At 47.0% G+C, this 13,669-nt stretch carries 12 protein-coding genes and 1 riboswitch; of the genes, 5 read left to right on the top strand and 7 right to left on the bottom strand.

What is annotated here, in order from left to right; all coding sequences use genetic code 11:
- Positions 1-66: 66 nt before the first annotated feature.
- From M3636_RS22370 to M3636_RS22360, 3 genes are read right to left on the bottom strand one after another with little or no spacing between them, the layout of a single operon-like run.
- The gene (locus M3636_RS22370; protein ID WP_251384072.1) at positions 67-861 is read right to left on the bottom strand and encodes an energy-coupling factor transporter transmembrane component T family protein; all 795 of its coding nucleotides are present in this window, start codon (positions 859-861) and stop codon (positions 67-69) included.
- A complete protein-coding gene (locus M3636_RS22365) occupies positions 836-2,392 on the bottom strand; it encodes an ABC transporter ATP-binding protein (protein WP_251384071.1) in 1,557 nt (518 codons plus the stop codon). The genes M3636_RS22370 and M3636_RS22365 overlap by 26 nt, the downstream gene beginning before the upstream one ends.
- Positions 2,393-2,986 (bottom strand): ECF transporter S component, encoded by a 594-nt coding sequence (locus M3636_RS22360; protein WP_145409664.1) that lies wholly within the window; start codon positions 2,984-2,986, stop codon positions 2,393-2,395.
- A 599-nt stretch (positions 2,987-3,585) separates the two neighbouring features.
- On the opposite strand from M3636_RS22360, the gene M3636_RS22355 reads away from it, so the two are divergent.
- Positions 3,586-4,539, top strand: coding sequence for a copper amine oxidase N-terminal domain-containing protein (locus M3636_RS22355; protein WP_251384070.1), 954 nt, complete (start codon positions 3,586-3,588; stop codon positions 4,537-4,539).
- Between the two features lie 92 nt (positions 4,540-4,631).
- Here M3636_RS22355 and M3636_RS22350 read toward each other — a convergent pair whose 3' ends face one another.
- Together M3636_RS22350 and M3636_RS22345 are read right to left on the bottom strand one after the other, a co-directional pair.
- Entirely contained in the window at positions 4,632-5,300 is a 669-nt protein-coding gene (locus M3636_RS22350; RefSeq protein ID WP_251384069.1) for a pectate lyase, read from the bottom strand.
- A gap of 349 nt (positions 5,301-5,649) precedes the next feature.
- Positions 5,650-6,525 carry a radical SAM/SPASM domain-containing protein gene (locus M3636_RS22345; RefSeq protein WP_251384068.1) on the bottom strand — a complete coding sequence of 292 codons (876 nt, stop codon included), beginning with the start codon at positions 6,523-6,525 and terminating at the stop codon, positions 5,650-5,652.
- A 276-nt stretch (positions 6,526-6,801) separates the two neighbouring features.
- Positions 6,802-6,902, top strand: a riboswitch (TPP riboswitch).
- Between the two features lie 196 nt (positions 6,903-7,098).
- Here M3636_RS22345 and thiM point away from each other — a divergent pair.
- The 4 genes from thiM to M3636_RS22325 all read left to right on the top strand — a co-directional run bounded on the left by thiM (position 7,099) and on the right by M3636_RS22325 (position 10,772).
- Complete coding sequence (thiM, locus tag M3636_RS22340; protein ID WP_251384067.1) at positions 7,099-7,923, top strand: hydroxyethylthiazole kinase; 825 nt, start codon at positions 7,099-7,101, stop codon at positions 7,921-7,923.
- On the top strand, positions 7,914-8,723 hold the full coding sequence (gene thiD / locus M3636_RS22335; protein WP_251384066.1) for a bifunctional hydroxymethylpyrimidine kinase/phosphomethylpyrimidine kinase: 810 nt from the start codon (positions 7,914-7,916) through the stop codon (positions 8,721-8,723). Before thiM ends, thiD begins: the two co-directional genes overlap by 10 nt.
- Positions 8,723-9,388, top strand: a complete 666-nt coding sequence (thiE, locus tag M3636_RS22330) for a thiamine phosphate synthase (RefSeq protein WP_251384065.1) — start codon at positions 8,723-8,725, stop codon at positions 9,386-9,388. Before thiD ends, thiE begins: the two co-directional genes overlap by 1 nt.
- Before the next feature lie 442 nt (positions 9,389-9,830).
- Positions 9,831-10,772 carry a dipeptidase gene (locus tag M3636_RS22325; protein WP_251384064.1) on the top strand — a complete coding sequence of 314 codons (942 nt, stop codon included), beginning with the start codon at positions 9,831-9,833 and terminating at the stop codon, positions 10,770-10,772.
- A gap of 372 nt (positions 10,773-11,144) precedes the next feature.
- Here M3636_RS22325 and M3636_RS22320 read toward each other — a convergent pair whose 3' ends face one another.
- Both M3636_RS22320 and M3636_RS22315 read right to left on the bottom strand, forming a co-directional pair.
- Positions 11,145-11,984 (bottom strand): amidohydrolase family protein, encoded by an 840-nt coding sequence (locus M3636_RS22320; RefSeq protein WP_251384063.1) that lies wholly within the window; start codon positions 11,982-11,984, stop codon positions 11,145-11,147.
- A gap of 21 nt (positions 11,985-12,005) precedes the next feature.
- A complete protein-coding gene (locus tag M3636_RS22315; protein WP_251384062.1) occupies positions 12,006-13,652 on the bottom strand; it encodes an ABC transporter substrate-binding protein in 1,647 nt (548 codons plus the stop codon).
- Between the last annotated feature and the right edge of the window lie 17 nt (positions 13,653-13,669).

Genomic DNA, 13,669 nt, shown 5'->3' with positions numbered 1-13,669 from the left:
CAAAGAAAAGTTACCCATTGAATCAAATTTAATTTCCCTGCTCACTTGCATTCTCGTGTTCTCGTACTATCTGACGTCCACCAGATTAGGATGGTAAGGGTACAGGATTCCCAAGGCAAAGGCGATGGATAACATGATGACATAATATAATGTGAACCATAGATCAGCACGCGAGTAACCAACCTGCACATAATAGGTGCGACTTTGCCCTTCTGTGAACCCTTTTGCCTCCATCGCAATCGCCATTCGTTGCGCGCGCCTTATGCTCTGAGCGAGCAGAGGAATCGCGTACCGTTTCAACGTGCCATATAGGTTCCAGCGAGAACTACGCTGCTTCGTGCCTCGAATACGAATCGCATAGCGTAACGTCTGAAATTCATCCAGCAGTATTGGCATCATACGCATCGCCGCAAGAAAGCTATACGCATACTTGGCTGGTAAACGCCATTGCTGCATTAATGAATAAAACAAACGAACAGGCTTGGTCGTAAGACCAAACAACAACCCTGCTGCTGCCATGCTTAAAGAACGGAACCCCAGATGCATCCCACGATAAAAGCTTTCTTCTGTAATATGAATGAGCCCCCAATGAAACCAAGTGCTTTCTCCCTTACCAAACATCATCATTCCGGTAGAGGTAGAGATAAACACCAGAATAAAGGGAGAGGCGTATAATAGTAGCCTGTACCACGGATGACCTGACCAGCATAATAATAGCAGCATAACGATTGCTACATTAGCCATGATATTCAGATTGTGTATGAGAATGACCATAATAAACATCAGCGTCAGAGTAATCATCTTGAGACCGGGGTTGACCGCATGAAGCCAGGTTTCACGGTGTGGAAACGAGATCTGCATCCGTTAACCTCCCCTGATCAATCGTCCAGACATGCGTGCAATACCTCTTTACGACTTCTCGGTCATGTGTGACCATAATAATCGCCGTTCCTTGGCGACGTAGACGCTCCAGCTGTGACAGCATCGCAAAAGTATTGCGGGCATCCTGACCAAATGTCGGTTCATCCAGCAACAGAATACGTTGCTCGCGTACTAGCGCAGAAGCAACACTTAACCGCCGTTTCTGTCCCATGGATAATTGATAAGGATGTCGATCCGTTAGATGCTGCAAGTTAAATTGCTCCAGCATGGCGTACGTCTGCTGATGTCGCTCTTCCGCAGAGAGCGTTCCATACAGAAGCGAAAATTCCACTTCATCCTTGACGGAATGAGCAACAAATTGAAATTCTGGATTCTGGAATACAAAAGCAATATGATCAGCCAATTTCTCCGTTTTCCCAGGTAATTGCCCTTCTACGCGATAATAACCAGTTGTTTTCAATATGTTCATGAGGGCTAATAACAAGGAGCTTTTGCCGGCACCATTGGCTCCAACGACCGCGATCCAATCCCCATGCCACACCTGTGCCTGTTCAATCTCAATAAACTTCGTTTTCCCTCGCCACCCGGTGAATTGCCGTAATTCAATTGCAGGCTTAGCATCTTGTGTACTCACTTTCACTGGATCAGTTAGGGAGCCTGTCTTGCCGGATTCCGTATCGGTCATCACTCGGTAATCCTCTGATGCTAATTTATTACTTGATCGATGCAACCATTGCTCTTGTTTCCGATTTTGCCCATGTTCTTGTTCTTGCTCATCCCACACACCTGGATACCAAATTCCATAATCTCGCAGCATTTCACGATGGTTCGCAAAAATATGCTCCGCACAGTCGTCCGCGACAATCTTTCCGTCTGGTGACAGCACGATGATTCGATCTACTAATTCCACAATCTCATTAATTTTGTGTTCCACAATAATTAGCGTTTTGTTCTGCATAATCAGCTTCACTGTATCCCACACTTGCGCTGTTCCTTCCTCATCAAGTAATGCTGTCGGTTCGTCTAGAAACAGCACATCAGGTTGCATCGCAAGCATGGAGGCCATAGCTAGGCGTTGCTTCATGCCCTGGGACATCGAATGGATTAATTGACGATTCCGTTCGAAGTTTAATCCCACTTGGTTCAGGTATTGGCTAATCTGCTCAGCCATATGTTCACGTGGTATATTCCGGTTCTCCAGCACAAACGCAATCTCTTCGTCCGTGTAGGACATACAAAACTGAGTATCTGGGTCTTGAAAAACAAACCCGGCTCGCTTCGGCACCTGAATATCATCACATTTCATCGGAATCTCTACCGAATTGGGAATAATGCCACTCAATATTTGTAATAACGTTGACTTGCCAGAACCACTCGGCCCAAGCAATAGTACCTTTTCCCCCTGGCGTACAGACAGAGACAAGCCTTGAAATAACAAGGCCTGCTCTCCAGGAAACTTACATCTAAGATTGGTTACTCCTACAATCTGCGGGCGCTCTTCTTCATGCATTTAGTCCAACGCCTCGTAATCCTGTTTCGATACAGGTCGAAGCGAACGTGTTACCCCAGTAAGCTCCAGCGCTTTGGCTAGATAATAAGCAAACACACCTGCAATGATAATACTTCCAAGGAAGCGGAAACCGATAAACAAGGTATAATTCCATGCCGACAATGAATCGATGTATCCATACTGGTAATCCAATATAAGCGAAGCCGCTGCTGCACCTACCGCTGCAAGGCAGGTTACCCACAGGTTTGTAAGACGATAGCGAAACGCTGCAAAAAAGACCTCGGCTCCTAGCCCCTGCAATAGTCCATAGACCAGCGTAGACATACCCCATTCACTTCCCAGAAAAGCACTAACTGTTGCTGCGGCAACCTCGGCTAAGATGGCTACACCGGGTTTGCGAATCACAACAAAGGCAAAGGTTCCTGCCATAAACCACATGCCATAGATCATCTGCTCGGCATGTATTCCGAAAGGCTTCATTAGATCATAAGTAGGCCCCCATATTTTGTAGATCACGCCAAACACAACCGCAATCACAATCGTTACTAAAATATCCGTCAACCTCAACTTATTACTGCGCACTGCATTTCCCATGTGAACAACTTCCTTCCCTTATCTCGTTAAATTGGTAGAACACAAAAAAAGCCTCCCCGGTTTCCAGGCAGACCTACGTATGATCATGATGATCAGCAGTAGACAATGTACCAAAAATATAATAAGTGCATTTCATTACGTGATCGGACTCACATCCGTCATTATATTTTGCATAAGTTTTCAGTGACCCTCTTAAACAGGATCGCAATATGTAAATCCATAGATGATTGCAAAATAACTAAGCTTCGAAATGGCACTCATTACGCTTTTCAACGTCTTGTTCACTGTGATTCTATGTTCTCTACGCTGGCATTACCCAGATCAGATATACGGTCAGCAGCATAAGGCCACCCTCTCAGCCCAACTTCATTGAGCACCCGGTTCACTTATTTCATTGCCTCTAATGTACACCATATGGGTAATTGTAGCAATGCTATGTTCACTAAAACTACCTTGGTACGCTTACTAATCTAGTGTCTGAATCCACCTGCGAGCATTGTTTCGCTATAGATACGTTAGGTTAATGACAGAATGTAATTTGCAAGAATATGAAACTTTTGGGATATCCAGCCGTCTGTAAACTAGAAAGGAGATTGATTATGATGAAAACAATTCACTCAGCTTGGCAGCAGAAAAAATGGAAGATGATTCTTGCCGCCTCGATTCTCACCGCAGGTACGGCACCTGCTCTGCTGTCCCCCCATGTCGTGGAAGCAGCTACTAATCACAAACCCACGGCGTACATTAATAACATTCCAGCTTCCTATGACGTCGTCATTCGGCAAGGTGTCACCTATGTAGCACTGACCGAACTTCAATTCTTGGGCAACTATACATTCGGCTATAACAACAAAACTAAAGAAATTAGCATCCAGACCGATCGCGACAAATACATTCTTGCGCCTAACACCAAAACGATAACGAAAAATGGTCAAACAGCGACACTTGCAGCAGCTCCTATTCTGGTCAATGGCAAAGCTATGCTCCCACTCCGAGCCATTGGCGATGCCTTTGGCGCCCAGGTTAGTTGGAATCAGGCCGCGAAGGAAGCTTACATCTATCAAACGGATACTGCCCTCGTTAAAGCATATAACGGCAACGATCTCGTGGCTGCGCGCGAGGCTGCAATTCATCTACCACGTTTCTCGAAGTTGGGACAACCTCGTCTGGAGCTACGTGAAGAGCGTGGTGATGTGGACTCCACCACAACCTATATATTTGAACAAGGAAAAAAAGATCGATTCTTCATTAACGAAAACAACGATCTAATCAGTTATTATGAGGTTAAAAACGGTCAGGCCTTACTCAAATGGCAAGCAAACATAGGTAACGGTTCCGGGACTCTTGGTGATCTATTCTTCGTCAAAACGAAGCCATATGCTGAAGCTGGAACACGCCCTTCATTAGCTGGTAAAACGATCGTGTCATTCCAGTACTCACTCATGGCCGAGGAAACCTCTTATACGGTCACTAACAAAGCCGGCTTGGTAGCTGAAGGGGCGGCTGTACCATCCAAAGGAAGTATCTTTGTTAACGTACCGGATGAAAAGTAGAAGTAGGAGCCTTATGGACATGCATGCTACCTCATCTAGCTGAAACTATAGGAAAAGGCATCCCACGGGATGCCTTTTATCTGTACGTTGCATTAATACTGCGTATTCCCTGATTGACTTGTATTGCCTGACGAGAACCCTTTGAATAACGTTGGCACCTTCGAATATCTGGTGTTCGTAATTTTCCCCTTCGTACTGCCGCTGTCTGTGCGCAAAATGGAATCCTTCACATTGGAAATGTTCGAATTATCTACATTCATGGTCACAGCATACGAGGTGCCTCCATTTTGACGAACAAGCTTGCCAATATCATCTGCTCTGAAATTTTTGATGTTAATGGTTCCGGATGCATTCATCTGAAATACTTTGTCATAGGCTTTGTAGGCTGCTCCACCCGTGATGTTCACCGTTCCTGATGATTTCAAGGTCAATGCATCCTCTCCAACATCCTTCCAAGTGACATTCTCAATGTTACAGCTACCATAACAGTGCACGCCATCAGCTGCTGGGGCTTCAATGACTACGTTCTTCAATGTGGCGCCTGCCTCAAGGCGAAAGATAGGCTTTTGATTTTCCTTTTGACTGCCATCACCAAGTGTATTCGGATCAGCAGCGACGCTTTTCCCTTTTCCATCATACGTCTTGCCCTTCTCTACAACGATGGTTGTCTTCACAATCTCGGGAGCAGCAGAAGCAGGTATTGCACCAAATACGGAAGCGACCAGACCAACCGACAATAACATCGTTAACAATTTTTTCATCGAAAACGTCCTCCTCTATTGATATGGATTGGTAGCGCATAAGCTTACGCTTGTCCTCACGGTTCCCCAGATGTGCACCTCTGCTTGGAACGTATCCTGATCCTACCAAATAAGGAATGTAACGAGAATAATCATTAGATGATATGTCTTGGCATTCGCCTTGGAGCCTTCCTTATCAGCACATTACGTACGCTGGCTTATCCGGGCAGTATGCTATTCTGAACTTCAAATATGCTCTATTTAGGGCAGATGAACACATGAATATTGTACAAAAACAGCAAAAAATCACGTCATCTGTAACCAGATAACGTGATCTTAAGTCTTTATTTGTGATGACTAACGATGCATACTATGCACCAAACCGCTGGCGATACCCGCACTTACGGCACAACTCTTCCACGGCCTGCCTCTTCGAGAATCCATAAAATAAGTTATTGGCCCGTTCCCCGTCAACGATCTCCGAGAATGACTTCTCATGTACGTTGCCTAAGTTAATTACACCTTCGCCATCCAGGCAACACGGTACAACCGTGCCATCCACCAATACGGCGGCCTGACTACGAAGTGCATGACAGAAGCCTTTACCGTCATCCTCTGGTGCATCCAAGCTTGGCCACTGGAATTCATGATCCTGATTGAGGTATACATTCGGAGCAATTTTGACTCCACTACCCGGTACGACCTTTTCTTCAATCCGAAAATCCAAGTCGAACTCCCGCTCTAACACCTCAAGCGTTTCGCGATTTCGGTTCATCTGGGCATTCGTAAAATTATCCTGTGTCAGGTTCCAGAGTCGGAACGAAATAATGACATTATGTTTCGCTGCTTCACGAGCAAAGGTCAATATGTTATTCAAATATCCTTCGCGGTCTGTCGAGCCTTCATGTCCGTCGAAGCTGTGCAAGGAGAAGTTCATCTGACGTAACGCTGGCTTGCCAAGAAGCTTATGCTGCGTCTTGGGCAGTAGCGTACCATTGGTCGTGATGTTGACCTTGAATCCTTTCTCATGTGCAGAATCCAGCAACAGATCGATTTTGGGATGCAGTAACGGCTCACCTTTGACGTGAAGATATATGTGTTTGGTATGTGGCTTAATCTGATCCAGTATATTGTTAAAGACGTCAGGGTCAATGAAATTTTTGGCACGCTTGGTCTGTGGACAGAAGCTGCACGCCAAGTTACAGATGCTTGTAATTTCGATGTAGACTTTCTTGAATGTTTTCAACTCGGATCCCCATTCTTCTCCGGAGGGAGAGCGTCCCACCTTCATTTCGTGATATAACGATAACACTTTCACCATTGCGTGATCTAAGTGTACTTTTGGAACAACCTCTATTATATCGGGTTGGGAAGTAGGGAACAACAACGTTTCGTATCAATTTCCTGTTGCTATGTCGAAGCATAAATTTGGATCATCCCTTCTTTACATCCGGCTTGCATGTGATATATGCTGGAGCTATAAATACCTGTTCAAAAACGGTTATAACTGAATATAGTTGAACAATTGCACTGGGGGAGCCTAACGGCTGAGACGAATGAACTTTCGGACCCTTTGAACCTGATCTGGATCATACCAGCGGAGGGAAGTGGAGCGGCCTTTCAATAAACTTCATGCGTTTCATCATGCAGAACATGTAAGATGAAATACACTTGCGAATTGAAACTACAGCCCCACTCATTTCTCCGGAAATGGGCGGGGCTTTTTGCATTTTTAAAGACAGACAACCTGCACTGGAACAGGTCTAAATGAAGCCAAGCTCAGGCTCCCAGCCTAGATGTAATACAAGGAGGAAAACAGATGTCTTACTTAGAACGCATACGCACTCAAAATCCGTTAGTACACAATATCACCAATATTGTGGTTGCTCCCTTTGTAGCCAATGGTTTGCTTGCACTTGGAGCATCGCCTTTTATGGCTTATGCACATGAGGAGGTTGCCGATGTTGCGAAAATGTCCGGCGCGGTTGTCCTTAATATTGGCACACTTAATAAAGATGTGGTGCAGTCCATCCTGCTCGCTGGTATATCTGCCAACGCCCATCAGGTTCCTGTCGTCCTCGACCCTGTTGGTGCTGGTGCCACTTCCTATCGCTCCGAGCAGGTTCAGATGCTCGTTCGTGAGCTACGTCTCACGATCCTGCGTGGCAATGTGGCAGAAGTCGCCAATGTTATTGGCGAGCATTGGAATAGCAAAGGTGTAGATGCTGGACAAGGTGAAGGAGATCGTATCGGAATAGCCGAGCGGGCAGCTCAGCAGTTAAACTGTATCGTTGTGATCACAGGCCGCGAAGATGTCATTACGAATGGTCATCAGACCTACCTTGTGAGTAACGGTCATGTCCTCTTAACTCAAGTTACCGGTGCGGGATGTCTGCTCAGTGCTGTCATTGGCGCATTTGCAGCTGTGGCGACTGATGACGATGAACGGCTGGATAGCGTTGTAGAAGCACTCACCTTCTACGGCGTTGTTGCTGAGATTGCTGCAGATCGTACGGAGAGCCAGGGCCCAGGCAGCTTTCAGGTCGAGCTATTGAATCAACTCGATCATGTATCTCCGTCGGTACTGAAACAGCGTGCTCTCATTCGTCATATCCATGGAGGTGGAGATACATCATGCGTATAGCTCAGGCTCTAACGATCGCCGGATCGGACAATGGCGGCGGCGCTGGGATTCAAGCCGATCTCAAAACCTTTCAGGAACTTAATGTATACGGCATGACCGTTATTACTGCCATTGCGGCGCAGAATACAACAGGAGTTCAGGGTGTATTTCCTATTTCGTATGAAGGCATAGCCCAACAGCTTGATTCAACCGGAGACGACTTCAAACCAAATGCGGTGAAAACAGGCATGCTCTACAGTACGGAGATTATCCAATTGGTTGCTGAGAAATGGCGCCATTATGAATGGTCTAATCTGGTCATTGATCCCGTTATGGTAGCCAAGGGCGGCGCACCGCTGCTTCAACAGCAGGCTATTCAGACACTGATTACGGAGCTGATCCCGCATGCACAGATTACCACGCCAAACATTCCTGAAGCTGAACTACTGACAGGTATGTCCATTCGAAATGTAAGTGAACGGGAAGAAGCAGCCCGACGCCTTGTGCAGATGGGCTCTACGTATGCCTTGATCAAAGGCGGCCATGATACGGGCGGCATGATTGTCGATGTACTCTATGATGGACAGTCCTTTCACTATCTGGAGAATATTCGTATAGTGACCCCTCATACTCACGGAACAGGCTGTACGTATTCTGCCGCCATTACGGCTGAACTGGCGAAGGGTTCGTCCGTTCTGGCTGCCGTCACGACTGCGCGAGCGTTCATTCAGGCAGCCATTGAAGATGAGCTTGGCATTGGCGCTGGGCATGGGCCGACGAATCATTTTGCGTATCAGCGCAGGCAGCGGGGTGAGCGGTGATGCCTAAGCTGCATGCAGACGCGGTGCGACGCGCAATGCAGGTGTATTTGGTGGTGGGTAGCGTGAATACCACGCAAGACCCTGTGGAGGTGCTGCGCCAGGCGATTGCTGGCGGCATCACGCTGTTCCAGTTCCGGGAAAAAGGAACTGATGCCCTGATTGGCGAAGCCCGCCTGGCTCTGGCATGGCGGCTTCGCGAGGTGTGCAGCCAGCACGGGATACCGTTCATCGTGAACGATGATGTGGAGCTGGCTGTAGCAGTGGAGGCCGACGGCGTGCATGTCGGCCAGGACGATGCGGACGCGGCGCTTGTACGCGCCCGCATTGGAGCTGGGCGGATGCTTGGCGTATCCGCCCACTCTGCGTCGGAAGCCCGCCGTGCGGTGCAGGCGGGCGCCGACTATCTTGGCGTCGGGCCAATGTACCCGACGCGCTCCAAAGCGGATGCCCATGCTGTGCTGGGCCCCGCAGGGATCTTGGAACTGCGCGCCGCAGGCATCGCAGTTCCGGTGGTGGGTATCGGCGGCATTACGCCCGATACCACGGCCGGCGTGATGGCGGCTGGAGCCGACGGCGTAGCCGTCATCTCCGCCATTGCGGGCGCGGCCGACGTGCGCGCAGCGGCTGCGCGGTTCGCTGCGGCGGTGCGTGGGATGCTGGCGTAGCCAAGCACCCCTGCACCGCCAACCCCGCCGGGCGCTTGGATTATGCGCCAGCTAGAGACCTCACTGCTTTTCTTATTACTTTGCCATATAGATTATTTTGATAGTGATATAGGAACTATTGATTGCTCGATGAATTGTGTAGAGACAAGCTCAATGATAGAATCGTTACATCTCAAAACAAAGTTAACAAATAAGAATAGTGTGTAATAAAAACTATACTAATTTCGCATATTTACCCTGGCTGAGCAGTAGCGACATGTACTATATGAATGATTCGGTACGGTCTACTCAGCGCATTCGGCCACCGCAGGCATCACGATGCCGCGTGTTCCTATGTGAATCTAACAACTTCCATTACAGCGAAACGAAGTATACCACTTACATAACTCAAGCCAGTAATCCCTGTTACAGTTTGCCAAATTGAATAAAGGAGTCTATTAACATGAATGTCATCGATCTGCACTGTGATGCCCTGTTTCGGATCTGGAGAGCTGGAGGTAAGCTAGCCTTCGATCACACCGACAGCCTAGAAGCAAGTAAACCACGACTCATTGCTGGTCAAGTGAAAGTTCAAGGTTTTGCTATTTTTGTTCCACCTAATCTCAAGGATTCTGCTAAATTTGAAGCGGCCTTAGATCAAGTGCATTATTTCTATACGGAAATTCTGGACAAAAATCCAGAGATCATTCACATTACTGACTGGTCACAGATTCGTAATCTACGTGATGGAGAAATTGGTGCATTTCTCACCCTAGAGGGTGTCGATCCGATTGGTAATGATCTTCACAAGCTAAACCTGTTATATCGGCTTGGTGTACGCTCCGTTGGACTAACATGGAACTACGCTAATCTCGCTGCAGACGGCGCATTGGAGCCCCGCGGGTCAGGGTTAACTCAATTTGGCAAACAGATCATTGAATTCAATAACGAGCATCGCCTTCTCTCGGATGTTAGCCACCTTAGTGAAGCTGGCTTCTGGGATGTGTTGCAGTTGGCGGACTACCCCATTGCCAGTCATTCCAATGCACAGGGCATTTATAACCATCCCCGCAATTTATCCGATGAACAAGCACAGGCTCTCTTCGCCAAAAATGCTACCGTGCACGTCTTATACCTCCCCGACTTTCTCAGATCCGATCAGGACGAAGCAGCATCTATTGATGATGTACTGCGACATGTGGAGCATTTTTGTTCCATTGGCGGTGTGAAGCACATCGGACTAGGATCGGATTTTGATGGTCTGATCCACTATGTGGAGGGATTAGAGCACGCAGGACATACTCAAAACTTAATCAATGCACTACTCAAACGCTATAGCGAACAAGAAGTGAAGGGATTCGCCTCAGAGAATTTCCTTAACAGTCTATCTGCTTATCAGCTCTAACGAGTAAATGCGAATATCTCTTCGCTCCAAGCGCTAACGAACCCACCACATCTTAACAGGCGGATCATCAACGTTTGCAAAATTTAACGAACCTCAGTAAAGCTATTCCGTCCTAATACGGTTTGAAAACGCGAATAATCGACTGAATTCGTGAAATAAAGCCTCTGTGATTCGTTAGATCTAAGATTCGGGAAAATGAGAGCGAATAGCGTGTGTCAGATTCATTACATCCAAATAACGCTCAAGGGGCAGTCCCCCGTCATATTGGGACTGTCCCTTCTCAACGTTCACTAGCTAACCACAATCAAGCCCCACCGTTCGTTCTTAAACGAATTGAGGGGCTTTTTATTATTCCACATCAATTTAGAGGAATCACGGCAGATTCAATAAGGCTGCACCGTTTTGATATAAAACCTTATCCAGAACACCTTCGTTCCACGACTGTTTACGGAAATGCTCCAATGCCCAATCATACGTTACATTCGGGAAGCAGCTTCCGTACAATATCCGGTCACCTAGCGTAAAGTTGGCGGCTTCAACATATAGACTGCTTCCAGGGAACCCCAGATACAGATCTGGAGAAAGGTAAACGTTAGGGCAGTATATCGCAGTCTGGATAGCTTCGGCAACGAACGGCCATGCGGCATGGGAGATAATGATTGGAACGTCAGCATATTTGCGTGCTGCTCTTACAAGCCTTGAAGGACGAGCATAGTCATAATCTGGTTCATCACCCAGAAGTCCAAGAATGCCGCTAAGGGTAATTGCAAGCGGTAAACCATACTTACGACATGCCTCGAAGATCGGATCTGCCGCCGGATCACCAATAGGGATTCTAGGTTGTTGTACCGCAGGATTGAGGGATACTCCACGAAATAATGGCGAACGTCCGTATTGCTCAATCAGCGCGACCGAGCCTTCAACTGTCTCGCTATCTGCACCAATAAAGCCAATGAAGCGCTGCGAATGATCCGCGAGGAAACTCGCTAATTCCTGATTGGATGAACCTCGTTCACCCCCTCGTCCCATAATGACTCCATAACGGATTCCGAGTTTGTCCATATCGGCCAATACCTGATCATACGTAATGGACTGCGTTGGTTCGATACCCTTTAGATTGAGCAGCTTGATTGCAGACTCTCTTCCTTGATTGTAATCCCCGTACTCCACCCACTCTGGGACAGGTGGCTTCATTCTAAAATCAATAATCATCAGGCACGCTCCTTCAGACTCCTATTGGATATCCCATTCATTCACGTTATTAAACATCCCGATATTGGATGGTTTACCTACAAGTACATTTTTGGCGACAGCTTGCAATCTTTTCTCAGAATATACGCTAATGGTTGGTAGTTCTTCATGTAAGATCTGCTGGAGCTGCTTGTAGATGTCATGGCGCTTCGTTTCATCCGCTTCGGCTACCCCCTCCTTGATCAGCGCGTCCACCTTCGAATTGTTATATCCCAAGAAATTGTTGGCGTTGTCGCTTGCGAACAAGGAGAAGTATAGGCTCGGCTCAATGTAATAGTCCCGGTTAAAGATCGTTAATTCGTATTCACTCTTAATGACCTTTTGGATCAACGTTCCAAAATCATATTTCTGCACTTCCACCTTGATGCCTACATCCTTCAAATTCTGAGTCAGAATATCTGCCGCCTGCTCCCGAATCTTATTGCCCACCGGAATCAGAAAGCGAACGACCTTATTGGAGTCCCAACCTGCCTCTGCGAGCAGTGCTTTGGCCTTCTCTGGATCGTAACTATAGATCGCTGCATCTTGGTCATAATATGGATTGTCGCTCGGCACACTTCCGTCGATTACCTCAGCCTGACCTTTGAGAAGCTGTTCCACAATCAGCTGACGGTTCAGTGCATAAGCAACGGCCTGTCGAACTTTAGGAGAATCAAACACCTTGTTGTTCAAGAACAACTCCGCTGGCTCTGAAGGGCCGCTGGAATCTAGATTGACGTTTGGCAATGCCTTAACCTTCTCATAATCGGTGATTGGAATAAGACCTACTGGAAGAGAATTCATCTGAATATCACCCGTCTGCAACTGGGCAACTAGATTCGTAGCCGGGAGCACTTTGATGAAGATCTTGTCCAATTTAGCGATAGGTCGATAATAATTTTCGTTTTTCACAACTTCCACATACTGATCCTTGGCAAAGGACTTGAATTGGAATGGGCCAACCGTTACTTCTGGCTTCTGGAAATAGGGATTAACTGCAAGCTGATCGAGCGGCACATCTTTCAAAATATGTTGGGGTAGGAAGTACAGCTTGGTCGCAAATGTTTCTTTAAAAATGTTTGGATCAATGGGGGTTTTGGTCTTGATCGTAAACGTATGGTCATCAATGATGCTGAGTCCCGTAATTTCATTCTGACCATCCTCTAGCTTACCCGCATCATTCAGTCCTTCAATGAAGCTAAGCCGTAATGAAGTCTCCACCTTTGGATTCAGAGCAGTGTTCAGCGTGAACAGCACATCGGCTGTGGTGAACGGCTGTCCATCATTCCATTTTGCATCCTTATTGAGCTTAATGGTGTAGAGCTGCTTATCCTCGGTGTCCACTGAATCCGCCAGTTTAGGCAAAAATTCAAATGATGAATTAATATCAAGCAGAGCATCGTTAATGAGAGCAAGTGCGTTTTTGGAAGCTGAGTCCCCCTGATCATTGATCTGATTTAACGTTAGAGGGGAGTTCACAATGCCAACCGTTACTATTTTTTCCTTAGCAGTTTCTTGGGTTTCCGGAGTACTCGCCCCAGCCTCTGCTGTCCCGCCTGTATTCGTAGAAGCAGCCGAGCCACATGCACTAAGCAGGAACAACGACAAGATAAGGATGACGGACAATCCGTTACGAACATTTTTTCTCACAACATATTCCCCCTGTT

The sequence above is a fragment of the Paenibacillus sp. MER 99-2 genome (genome assembly GCF_023714095.1).
In the GTDB taxonomy this organism is placed as follows: domain Bacteria; phylum Bacillota; class Bacilli; order Paenibacillales; family Paenibacillaceae; genus Paenibacillus.
The sequence above is the reverse complement of the archived record's forward strand: the minus strand, read 5'-3'. Positions and strand labels throughout refer to the sequence as shown.

What these genes read in the sequence shown, in the direction of transcription:
- M3636_RS22370 (WP_251384072.1), bottom strand. Translation starts at nt 861, where the DNA reads ATGCAGATCTCGTTTCCACACCGTGAAACCTGGCTTCATGCGGTCAAC.
- M3636_RS22365 (WP_251384071.1), bottom strand. Translation starts at nt 2,392, where the DNA reads ATGCATGAAGAAGAGCGCCCGCAGATTGTAGGAGTAACCAATCTTAGA.
- M3636_RS22360 (WP_145409664.1), bottom strand. Translation starts at nt 2,986, where the DNA reads ATGGGAAATGCAGTGCGCAGTAATAAGTTGAGGTTGACGGATATTTTA.
- M3636_RS22355 (WP_251384070.1), top strand. Translation starts at nt 3,586, where the DNA reads ATGATGAAAACAATTCACTCAGCTTGGCAGCAGAAAAAATGGAAGATG.
- M3636_RS22350 (WP_251384069.1), bottom strand. Translation starts at nt 5,300, where the DNA reads ATGAAAAAATTGTTAACGATGTTATTGTCGGTTGGTCTGGTCGCTTCC.
- thiM (WP_251384067.1), top strand. Translation starts at nt 7,099, where the DNA reads ATGTCTTACTTAGAACGCATACGCACTCAAAATCCGTTAGTACACAAT.
- thiD (WP_251384066.1), top strand. Translation starts at nt 7,914, where the DNA reads ATGCGTATAGCTCAGGCTCTAACGATCGCCGGATCGGACAATGGCGGC.
- thiE (WP_251384065.1), top strand. Translation starts at nt 8,723, where the DNA reads ATGCCTAAGCTGCATGCAGACGCGGTGCGACGCGCAATGCAGGTGTAT.
- M3636_RS22325 (WP_251384064.1), top strand. Translation starts at nt 9,831, where the DNA reads ATGAATGTCATCGATCTGCACTGTGATGCCCTGTTTCGGATCTGGAGA.
- M3636_RS22320 (WP_251384063.1), bottom strand. Translation starts at nt 11,984, where the DNA reads ATGATTATTGATTTTAGAATGAAGCCACCTGTCCCAGAGTGGGTGGAG.